This window comes from Pseudoalteromonas aurantia 208, from assembly GCF_014858725.1.
GTDB classification, from domain to species: Bacteria; Pseudomonadota; Gammaproteobacteria; order Enterobacterales; family Alteromonadaceae; genus Pseudoalteromonas; species Pseudoalteromonas aurantia.
This window is the reverse complement of record NZ_AQGV01000012.1, coordinates 293,743-305,401: the sequence shown is the minus strand read 5'-3', so window position 1 is coordinate 305,401 and position 11,659 is coordinate 293,743. Positions and strand designations below refer to the sequence as shown.

General features: G+C 40.4%; 8 protein-coding genes. 1 reads left to right on the top strand and 7 read right to left on the bottom strand.

The window, feature by feature from the left end:
- Positions 1–4: 4 nt before the first annotated feature.
- From ptsP to PAUR_RS05410, 3 genes are all read right to left on the bottom strand, one after another.
- On the bottom strand, positions 5–2,275 hold the full coding sequence (gene ptsP, locus PAUR_RS05420; protein ID WP_192506790.1) for a phosphoenolpyruvate--protein phosphotransferase: 2,271 nt from the start codon (positions 2,273–2,275) through the stop codon (positions 5–7).
- Positions 2,276–2,288: 13 nt separating this feature from the next.
- Positions 2,289–2,813: an RNA pyrophosphohydrolase gene (gene rppH / locus PAUR_RS05415; protein WP_192506789.1), complete on the bottom strand. Its 525-nt coding sequence runs from the start codon at positions 2,811–2,813 to the stop codon at positions 2,289–2,291.
- 536 nt (positions 2,814–3,349) lie between these two features.
- On the bottom strand, positions 3,350–4,456 hold the full coding sequence (locus tag PAUR_RS05410) for a serine hydrolase domain-containing protein (RefSeq protein WP_192506788.1): 1,107 nt from the start codon (positions 4,454–4,456) through the stop codon (positions 3,350–3,352).
- Positions 4,457–4,726: 270 nt separating this feature from the next.
- Here PAUR_RS05410 and mutH point away from each other — a divergent pair, with 270 nt between their 5' ends.
- Positions 4,727–5,401, top strand: coding sequence for a DNA mismatch repair endonuclease MutH (gene mutH, locus PAUR_RS05405; protein WP_192506787.1), 675 nt, complete (start codon positions 4,727–4,729; stop codon positions 5,399–5,401).
- An 82-nt stretch (positions 5,402–5,483) separates the two neighbouring features.
- Here mutH and eno read toward each other — a convergent pair whose 3' ends face one another.
- The 4 genes from eno to relA all read right to left on the bottom strand — a co-directional run bounded on the left by eno (position 5,484) and on the right by relA (position 11,657).
- Positions 5,484–6,776: a phosphopyruvate hydratase gene (eno, locus tag PAUR_RS05400; protein WP_192506786.1), complete on the bottom strand. Its 1,293-nt coding sequence runs from the start codon at positions 6,774–6,776 to the stop codon at positions 5,484–5,486.
- A 158-nt stretch (positions 6,777–6,934) separates the two neighbouring features.
- A complete protein-coding gene (locus PAUR_RS05395) occupies positions 6,935–8,569 on the bottom strand; it encodes a CTP synthase (RefSeq protein WP_192506785.1) in 1,635 nt (544 codons plus the stop codon).
- Between the two features lie 122 nt (positions 8,570–8,691).
- Positions 8,692–9,489: a nucleoside triphosphate pyrophosphohydrolase gene (gene mazG / locus PAUR_RS05390; protein ID WP_192506784.1), complete on the bottom strand. Its 798-nt coding sequence runs from the start codon at positions 9,487–9,489 to the stop codon at positions 8,692–8,694.
- An 11-nt stretch (positions 9,490–9,500) separates the two neighbouring features.
- Positions 9,501–11,657, bottom strand: a complete 2,157-nt coding sequence (gene relA, locus PAUR_RS05385) for a GTP diphosphokinase (protein ID WP_192506783.1) — start codon at positions 11,655–11,657, stop codon at positions 9,501–9,503.
- Positions 11,658–11,659: the final 2 nt, after the last annotated feature.

The window sequence follows — 11,659 nt, the reverse complement described above, 5'->3', positions numbered from 1 at the left end:
AGTGCTATTTTGAATGGTATAACAACTCACTAAAATCATGTTCAATCATAAAACTACGTAAGAGCCTATGCACTTGCTTAACAGAAGATTGCGCCAAACACTCATTCAAAAGCATTTCCATATCTTCAACCCGTAACCTGCGTAACACCCACTTCACCTTATTGAGTGCCGAAATATTCATACTCAAGCGGCGGTAGCCCATTGCAACCAATAAAATGGCCCCTTCAGGTTCGCCGCCCAGTTCCCCACATAAACTAAATGATAATTCAACCTCTTGACATGTTATTGCGATATGGTTCAACACTCTCAATACACTTGGGTGATAAGGGTCAAATAACTCTGCAACTCGAGAGTTATTACGATCAACCGCCAATAAGTATTGCGTCAAATCATTGCTTCCAACGGAGCAAAAATCTACTTTATCGGCCCAATCACTTAATAAGTAAACGCTCGAAGGTACTTCCAACATAACGCCTATTTCAGGTTTATCCATTAACAAAAACGGATCAGCCCAATCATCTTGCAATTCAAAATATGCTTGCTCAATCAATTGTAAAGCTTCATCAACTTCTTCTGTACGGCTTACCATCGGCAGCATGATCCGTAAATTGCCAAGACCAACATTCGCTTTGATCATAGCCTTAATTTGATCGAGAAATATTTCAGGATGGTCTAGCGATACCCTGATCCCTCGCCAACCGAGAAACGGGTTTTCTTCTTTAATATCAAAATAATCTAGAACTTTATCACCACCGATATCCAATGTTCTCATCACAACAGGGCCTGGATGATATCGACTAAGTACTTCTCTATACCACTTTTCCTGTTCACTTTGAGTGGGAAACTGACCTTTTTGCATAAACCATGATTCAGTTCGATACAAGCCCACACCATCACAATAGTTGGCACTTACTTGCTCTGTAGATAAATTGAGTCCAGCATTTAACAATAGACTTATTTTCTCACCATCTAACGTTTCGGGTTCTAATGCGTGCTCCGCCTCGAACTTATCATGCAGTGCACTATCATGATGTCTCAACTGTTCATATTCATGACGCAGGCTATTCGATGGGGAAATATATAACCGCCCAGCATAGGCATCTAAAATTAGATCTTTAGCTTCAAATTGTAATAATGGAATATCTTCGACGCCCCAAATGGCAGGTACACCCATCGCACGAGTTAAAATAGAAGCATGCGAGTTGGCTGCGCCTTGAACACTGACTACACCCTTGAGCCTCTCTTTTGGGATATCGGCCAACATCATAGGTACTAACGTATGAGTAACCAATATGGTATTTTCAGGATAAACTTTTACAGTCTGCTCAGTCGCCATCAAGTGATGTAAGACCCGAAGCCCAATATCTTTCACGTCAATCGCACGCTCTTTGATATAAGGGTCTTGCATCGCATTAAATTGTGATACTAGCGAATCTATTACATGCTTTAATGCACTTTTTGCGCACCAACCATCAACTAACTGCTGCTCGACTTGCAAACCTAAACTTTGAGCATCAAGCAACTGCTGATATACCTCAAATACAGCTAATGCTTCTTTTGGAATACTATCACTCAAAGTATTAGCCAATACTTTAAACTCTTGCCTTGTTGCTGTAACAGCTTGTAGAAAAAGCGCTCGCTGCTGCTCTACATTATTTACTTTTTGTGATTCAACACTCGTAAAATCTAGCTTGGGCAGTAAAACAAATGCTTCGCCAATTGCTATTCCAGGCATACTTGGTACGCCTTTTAATACGGATGTTTGATGAGAGAAGGCGTCCTGAGCAAGTGATGATTGAATTTCAGCATGCGCCAATTGAGAAGCCAACTGTGCAGATAAGGTGATTAAAAATGATTCTTCATCATGACTAAATACCCTCGCAATCTTTTGCTGCACCACAATAACACCCAATACTTTACGTTGGTGTACAACTGGTACAGATAAAAATGCGTTATAGCCCTCTTCGCAGACTTCAGGGGAGTGCTTAAAGCGTGGATGGGATTGTGCATGTGCAATATTGATCGGCTCTTCACGCTGTGCGACTAGCCCAACAAGCCCTTCCGTAAAACCAATAACAAAATGACCGATGGCATCAGGGTTTAACCCGTCGCTTGCCATCAGTACAAAATTATCTTGACTATAATCAGCAAAATAAATCGAGCAACACTCGGTATTCATAGCATCTTTAACTAAAGACACAAACTGACTTAATGCATCATTTAAAGTTGGCTGTTGTGCAACCGATTCTACAATACTTCGTAATGTCGCTAACACATGGCCTCACTCTTTATTTTCTATTACGCCACGGCTGGTCACGGTGGCTATGCTCTCTCTTATGAAAAGGCATTGCAAATGGCGCAAACTCCTTCATCACCCTTCTATATACATCTCGTTTAAATGATACAACTTGCCTGACAGGATACCAATAACTAACCCATCGCCAATCATCGAACTCAGGGTGGTGAGTATGAAGTAAGTCGACATCCTCATCTTTACATCGTAATTTTAGCAAAAACCATTTTTGTTTCTGACCTATACAAACTGGGCTTGAGTCCCTACGGATCAAACGCTTTGGCAGTTTATACCGTAACCAATGCTTGGAACTTGCTACAATCTCAACATCTTCCGGTTTCAAACCAACTTCTTCGTTGAGTTCCCGATACATTGTTTGTTCAGGGGTTTCACCTTCATCAACACCACCTTGGGGGAATTGCCAGGAGTGCTGCCCATATCTACGTGCCCAAAACACCTGTCCTTGATTGTTACAGATAACAATTCCGACATTGGCACGAAAACCTTCGGCATCAATCACCTTAGTGCCTCTTTTATAAGTCGATTTTTAATGATTGTTCCACAACTTATGCCGCACAGCAAACATTATTCACGCTTTCACTCATGTTATCCACAGCTTGCCAAATTAAAAGAAGGGAAAAGGCTAATATACAAACAAATCCACAATTTATATATAATTACCCCACCTTTTCCACAGTTTCTGTGGATAATTATGTTCATATAGTTGTATTTATCCAAAATCTAATGCTGCGTGCAATATTAGCACTTGTCACAAAGCCTCTCTTTTCATTTAGTATCAATAACTTAATAAAAAACACTGTATAAACATGCGGTTTTTATTTAAACAAAAAACATCTAGTACAAAAAACAACCGCACATTTTGTGTGATCAGAACAATTTAAAGTGAAGTTGAAAGTAGATTGGAAGGGTTTGAACCTTTATACTGCACACCGGACTCAGCCTTTATGCTTTAATACAACAAGGAAAAGCATAACTTTCCAACTCTAGTTAAAAGTTATCAAGGCTGCAAACTACTAGGATTTATCTACTCAATAATTATTTTAACTCAGCAGCTTTTGCGTATTTATCAACGATTATATTGGCAATTTCATTTAACTTACCCTGCGTGTTGTCAGCCGCTATATTTGTGACGAGAAATATACCCACCCCCTGTTCAGGATATAGGGCTAACCAACTAGAAGTCCCTATTGACCCTCCACTGTGATAAAGCATTGGCGCACTTGAATCATATTTATATGTGTTCCAAAAAAATGCATGCCCATCTGTGTTTGCACTTCCTGCAAGTAGCGTTTGCGATAGGGTGACATCTGCAGAGCTGGAGGTAAGTAAATAATGCATATAGCGTGTTATTGAGTCAGTAGTTGATGTTAAGCCTCCTTCTGAAAAAGAATATGGGCTAAGCAATGGTGCGCTGTCACCTTCCCCATCTACCCCTTTGGTGATCTTATTGATTTCGTCGCTGGTAATGCGAAATTTTGTATCTTCCTCACCCGATTTTTCAGTAATAAACTCTGTAACAAGCATCGAAAATGGCTTGTTATATACATTTTCAAGAATATAACCAATGAGCTCCGTACCAACATTTGAATATTGATATTCACTCCCTGGTCGTGAAGTCAGTTGGTATTGGCTCAGATCTTCAAACAGTTGCGATTTAGAGTAATTTAATATCAGCTCAAAAGCTCTGCCATTTTTGAGATCTTCTCGAGTAAAGGCAAAGTCTTGAGGAAGCGTGCTTCTATGCGTTGCTAAATGACGCAAAGTGATTGGCTGATTTAAGTATTGTAGATTTTGATAACGGTCAGCTCCTAAGTACGCTCTAATATCGTCATCTAATTTTACCTTTTTATCCGTTACTGCTTTAGCGAGGAGTAATCCTGTGTATGTTTTAGTGATCGATGCAATTTCATATATAGTTTCATGGTCGGGTTTCGTTCCATTTGGAAATTGGCCAAAATGGTTTTGGTAATTGTGCTGCCCACTAACTATGGCAATAGAAACCACCTGGGCATTTTCGTCGATTAAAAACTGCGTAAGCGCTTTCTCAACAAATGACTCAAAACCTAATTTACTATCGTTAGTGCAAGCAGCTAAAAAAATAAATGAAAGTGGTGTGAGTCTTTTTATTAGATGTATAAACACATTTTTCCTTTATGAATTTAGTACTTTATTTATATTGATGAAATCATTTAATTGTAACAACCTATTTTATCAAGAAGTAAGTTATATTTGCATAAAAACACACCTCGAAATGAGCTGTATAACAGGCTCTTAACGTCACTTTTTACTCTAACAATAAGCCCTTAACCTTGTCTGAATTCTTTACATTCAATGGCGTTAACCACTCATGTAATTGAAATATTTAGGTTACAATGTTGGCATAATTACTTTGATCACTAACTAGAGAGTATCGTGCAAAGATCATCCCCACCAGCAACAATAAATGAGCTCATGCAACGTGTAAACGACATAGCAGGGATTACTTTGGGAGAGCTTGCGGCTCAATATCAATTTAAGACACCAGAACATTTGCTCAAAGAAAAAGGCTGGCCAGGACAATTATTAGAATATGTACTAGGCGCAAGTGCTGGCTCAAAACCGGTTCCCGATTTCGAGCTACTGGGGATTGAATTAAAATCTTTGCCTATTGGATACAATGGTAAGCCTCTTGAAACCACCTACGTAACAACGGTTCCATTAACTGGACTTACAGGCGCAACATTTCATGATAGCAACGTTAAAAAAAAGTTAGCCCATGTTCTTTGGTTGCCCGTTTTAGCCGAAAGAGCGTTACAGCCGATTGACAGAATAATTGGCTCTGGCTTTTTATGGCAACCCAACACAGATCAAATTAACCAATTACAAAGAGATTGGGAAGAGCAAATTGAGTTGATCGCACTCGGGAAAATAGAACAAATATCTGGTCACCTAGGTGAAGTCATGCAGATCAGGCCTAAGGCAGCAAACAGTAAAGCCTTAACTGACGTCATTGGACCGCATGGGAAACTCACCAAAACTTTACCGAGAGGGTTTTATTTAAAAACAAAATTTACTCAACAAATATTAACAGAACACTTTCAAGGGTAATTACATTTCCTTTTAAGCTGTACTTACTGGTATTTGGCTACAAAAAAGCCGCCAATATGGCGGCTTTTTTAAGGCGTATTATTTACTGACCTTTTATCTCACTTCGACCTTTATATGTTGCTTTATCACCTAGTGCTTCTTCAATACGAAGTAGCTGATTATATTTAGCAACACGATCTGAACGGCATAGTGAACCCGTTTTAATTTGACCAGCAGCAGTACCAACAGCAAGGTCTGCAATAGTTGCATCTTCAGTTTCACCTGAACGGTGAGAGATCACAGCAGTAAAGCCTGCATCTTGCGCCATTTTTATAGCGTCAAGTGTTTCTGATAATGTGCCAATTTGGTTGAACTTGATCAAAATCGAGTTACCAATTTTCTCTTCAATACCGCGTGTTAGAATTTTCGTATTCGTTACGAATAAATCATCACCTACCAATTGTACTTTGTCACCAATTTTATCAGTTAAGATTTTCCAACCCGTCCAATCACTTTCGTCTAAGCCATCTTCGATAGAAATAATCGGGTAACGTGCCGCTAAATCAGCTAAGAAACCTGCAAAACCTTCTGAGTCGAATACTTTACCTTCACCTTTTAGGTCATACTTACCATCAACGTAAAATTCTGATGCAGCACAATCTAATGCCAGTGTTACATCTTTATTCATTTCATAACCAGCTGCATTAACGGCTTCAGTGATCACTTCTAACGCTTCTTCATTTGACTTCAAGTTTGGCGCAAAACCACCTTCATCACCTACAGCCGTATTTAAGCCACGAGCACTCAAAACTTTTTTAAGGCTATGGAATATCTCAGCACCAATACGCAATGCTTCACGGAAACTAGACGCACCAACAGGCTGCACCATGAACTCTTGAATATCCACATTATTATCAGCGTGCTCACCGCCATTAATGATATTCATCATTGGTACCGGCATTGAATACTGACCAGATGTGCCATTGATATCGGCAATATGTTCATATAATGCAACCCCTTTTTCTTGGGCTGCAGCTTTCGCTGTTGCCAAAGACACGGCTAGGATTGCATTTGCACCAAATTTTTCTTTGTTCTCTGTGCCATCTAAGTCAATCATAATTTGATCAACATCGCGTTGTGCTAAGGCATCTTTACCTTCTAACGCTTGTGCTAAGTCAGTATTGATGAAATTAACGGCCGTTAATACACCCTTACCTAAATAGCGTGACTTATCACCATCTCGTAACTCAAGTGCTTCTCTGGTGCCAGTCGATGCGCCAGATGGTGCACATGCGCGCCCCCATGCACCTGTATCTAGGTGAACATCAGCTTCAACTGTTGGGTTACCGCGTGAGTCCATAACTTCACGGCCAATCACTTTTACGATTTTTGACATCTTGATTCCTCTTATTCCCAAAATGGTGAGTTTATTGTTAAGTGCTTACTATCCTGTTATTACCAAATAAGCATTGCATTAAATACTGGTAGTGATTCACTGCGATACATACTTTTTCACACAATAAAAAAGCCGTGCGATTGCACGGCTTTTCTTAATTATGACTCTGCTTTTTGGAAGCTATGTGCAGCTGCTACAAAGCCTTCAAATAATGGATGTCCATCTCGCGGCGTTGAAGTAAACTCTGGGTGGAACTGTGCGGCTACAAACCAAGGGTGATCTTTATTTTCAATGATCTCCACTAGCTTCTTGTCTTCTGACAAACCAGTAAACTGCAACCCTGCTTGCTCAAGGCGCTCAACATAGTTGTTATTTACTTCATAACGATGACGATGACGCTCAAAGATCTCGTTGCTACCATAAGCTTCGAATACTTTTGAGTTGTCTTTTACATGGCACTTCTGAGAACCAAGACGCATTGTGCCACCCAAATCCGAAGCTTCATCACGGATTTCAACTTTGCCTTCTGCATCTAGCCATTCCGTGATTAATCCCACAACTGGATGCGGTGATTCTGCGTCAAACTCTGTGGAGTTTGCACCTTCAAGACCGGCAACATTTCGTGCATATTCAATCAGCGCAACTTGCATACCCAAACAAATACCTAAGTATGGTACTTTATTTTCACGCGCATATTTGGCTGCAAGTATCTTACCTTCAACACCTCGGCTACCAAAACCGCCCGGTACCAAAATAGCATCAAGATGAGCTAATAACTCAACTCCTTTGCTTTCAACATTTTGTGAATCAACATACTCTATATTCACCGTCACTCGGTTTTTCAAGCCCGCATGTTTTAATGCTTCATTCACGGATTTGTATGCGTCAGGTAATTCAATGTACTTACCAACCATACCAATCGTGACTTCGCCTGTCGGATTTGATTCTTGGTACAACACTTGTTCCCACTCAACAAGATCCGCTTCAGGCACATCTAGGTGGAAACGACGACACACTAAGTTGTCTAAATCTTGAGATTTAAGCAATGCAGGGATCTTATAAATGCTATCAACATCTTGCAAAGAAATAACCGCTTTCTCTTCAACGTTCGTAAACAAGGCAATCTTCGCTCGTTCATTTGCTGGCAGCTTACAATTTGAACGACAAACCAGAATATCAGGTTGAATACCGATTGAACGTAATTCTTTTACTGAATGCTGAGTTGGCTTAGTTTTTACTTCACCCGCCGCACCAAGGAATGGCACCAGGGTTAGGTGCATGAATAATACACTTTCACGGCCAAGCTCTGTACCTAACTGACGAATTGCTTCTAAAAACGGTTGCGACTCAATGTCACCAACCGTACCACCAATCTCAACAATGGCGATATCATGACCTTCCGCGCCTTCTAATACTCGGCGTTTGATGTCATTGGTAATATGTGGGATCACTTGAATTGTAGCGCCTAAGTAACCACCTTTACGCTCTTTGCGTAATACATCTTCAAATACACGGCCTTGTGTGAAGTTGTTGCGGCTGGTCATTTTGGTGCGAATAAAGCGCTCGTAATGACCTAAATCTAGGTCTGTTTCAGCACCATCTTCAGTTACGAATACCTCACCATGTTGAATCGGGCTCATTGTGCCTGGGTCAACATTAATATAGGGATCCAGCTTAAGAATAGTTACATTCAAGCCACGTGCTTCTAAAATAGCGGCTAATGAAGCAGCTGCAATACCTTTACCCAAGGAGGAAACAACTCCGCCCGTTACGAAGATAAATTTTGTACTCATGCGAACCCTAGAATATCAGGAAAAATGGAATTTAAATAAGAATCAAGACGGGGCGATAGTGTAGCAAAGTTGCTCGTATCAATCCAGTTAAAATATAAATTGAATCTTAATTAATTATAAAGTCATTGATCCCTATGTTGCTTTTTAACATATTCCCACGCGTCATCCATTTCCTGCAAACTTGCTTTTTGCAGGTTTACACCTCGCTTGCGCAAAACAGTATCTACATCGGCAAATCGCGCGACAAACTTATCGCTGGCTTGACGGAGTATTTGCTCTGGGTCGTGCTTCGCGTGTCTTGCTACATTAACGGTCGCAAATAACAAGTCTCCAATTTCTTCCGCACTATGCGTCGAATGCGGATCATACTCTAACGCTTCACTGACCTCTTCAACTTCTTCAACTACTTTTTCAAGTGCTCCATGATAGTCTGGCCAATCAAAGCCCAATGCTGAAGCTCTCTTTTGTATTTTTTGGGCTCGGGACAATGCAGGCAACATACGAGGTATATCATCCCAGAGTACTTTCGACTTATGAGTATGTTGTGCTCGTTCTTGTAACTTAATGTCTTGCCATTGTTGTTCTAGCTCTGATTCAGACAAAGTGACTTGTTGCTTAAACACATGAGGATGGCGTCGCTCTAACTTTTCATTTAACGTATCCACCACATCATCAAAATCAAATAAATTTTGTTCCTGTGCTAATTGTGCATAAAAAACTACCTGAAACAACAAGTCTCCTAACTCGCCTTTTAATGCAGGCATATCATTTGTTTCTATTGCCCCTGCAACTTCATAAGCTTCCTCAATCGTATGCGGCACAATTGAGTGAAATGTTTGTGCTTTATCCCACTCACAACCAGTTTTAGGGTCACGTAAAGTGGCCATAATTTTTAATAGTGTCGCTACATTTTCGGACATTTTTTCTTTACTCAATGTTGACGCTTAGCGTCAAACACGCCTTCTATTTGATGGAGTTTAGTTAACAGTCTATTCATTGCTGATAAATCAGATACTTCAATTTTCATCTCAAATATCGCCACATCACGTGCATCATCTGTTTGCACGTTCATATTGAGGACATTCACTTTTTCGTTGGCCAGTACTGAGCTGATATCTCGAATTAAGCCCTGTCTATCATTTGCTTCAATTCGAACCGTTATCGTATAAGCCGCTTGTATTTCTGATGACCAACTTACAGCAATCTCACGTTCAGGTTTTTGCTTACAAATATGCATAAACGAATCACAGTCACTGCGATGTACAGCAATACCTCGACCTTGTGTAATATATCCAACAATGTCGTCTCCAGGCACTGGTTGACAACATTTGGCCACATGACTCATCAAGCTACCGACACCATCCACTACGATGCCATTTTTATCTCCTCGATGTTTACGTGGAGACGAAATTTTTACAGTCGCTTCTTCTTCTGGCTTATCAATAATATAATTAAGAAATTGATTTATGCGTACATCGCCAGCCCCAATAGCAACCATCAAATCGTCAAGCTCTTTGAAATTAAACCGTGAAATTGCGGGCTCTAAGTGCTTATACGTCAAACCCAGCTTATGCAATTGCACGTCTAATATCTCTTTTCCTGCTATCAAGTTCTTATCGCGGTCTTGTTGCTTAAACCAGTGATGTATTTTACTGCGAGCTCGAGAAGAATGAATATAACCAAGAGAGGGGTTTAACCAATCTCGACTGGGCGAAGGATTTTTTTGCGTTAATATCTCTATTTGATCGCCAGTTACGAGTTTATGTGTGAAAGGGACTATTTTACCAAAAATCTTTGCGCCAATGCATCGGTGTCCAACATTAGAGTGAATGTAATACGCGAAATCCAGTGGCGTAGCTCCTAAAGGTAAATCAAAAATATCCCCTTTTGGTGTAAAAACGTAAACCCGGTCTTCAACAACTTGATTCTTCAGTTCGTCAGCTAAGTCACTGCCATCAACTACTTCTTCTTGCCACTGAAGTAACTTCCTTAACCAACTAATTTTCTGCTCATAGCCCGAGCCTCTGCCTGGCAACGCACCTTCTTTGTACATCCAGTGTGCAGCAACACCTAGCTCGGCATCTTGATGCATCTCTTCTGTGCGAATTTGGATTTCAATGGTTTTACCTTCTGGTCCAAAAACCACCGTATGAATTGATTGGTAGCCATTTTGTTTTGGCGTTGCAACATAATCATCAAACTCTTTCGGTAAATGGCGCCAGTTCGTATGTACAATTCCTAACGCTGCGTAACAATCTTGAAGCTCATCAACCACAACGCGCATTGCACGAATATCAAAAAGCTGATCAAATTCGTAGCTTTTCTGAGACATTTTCTTATAAATACTAAAAATATGCTTCGGACGACCATAAACTTGCGCTTTTACCCCCGCTTCAGCTAACTTAGTTGTTACTGAATGCACCATATTTTCCATATACGCTTCGCGATCTAAGCGCTTATCTGCAAGTTGTTTTGCAATCGATTTGTATGTTTTTGGATGTAAATAGCGAAAAGAAAGGTCTTCCAGTTCCCACTTTAACTGTCCAATTCCCAAGCGATTTGCTAAAGGTGCAAAAATATTAGCTGTCGCTTTGGCTGCAATTACTCGCTCTTCCTCATCTGAATTCTTAACAGCCCGCAAATGACAAATTTGTTCTGCGAGCTTAATGACAACAGCACGCACATCTTCGACCATGGCTAACAACATCCGTCGCACATTATCAATTTGCACATTCCCTTTACCTTGGTGCGCCAATGTACTGATAGTAGCCATTTGCTCTACACCACTTAGCAACAAAGTTACGTTGTCACCAAATTCTGCTTGCACGTTTTCAAGGTCAATTTGTTTATTTAAAAAGTATGGGGTTAAATAGGCGGTTGCTAATGACTCCGAATCAAAATTCAACTCAGCCAAAATCTCCACCATTTCAATGGCGTTATGTAACCTTGTAGCATCCAGTTCAGCCGGACATAAATCATGTGCTCGCTGCAAATAAGCCAGCTTGTCTGCAGATAAACTGAGTTGCGATAGTCGAGTTGAAAAGTCATCCGACTGCTGCTGTTGATGTGATTGACGGGTGGCAACCATCT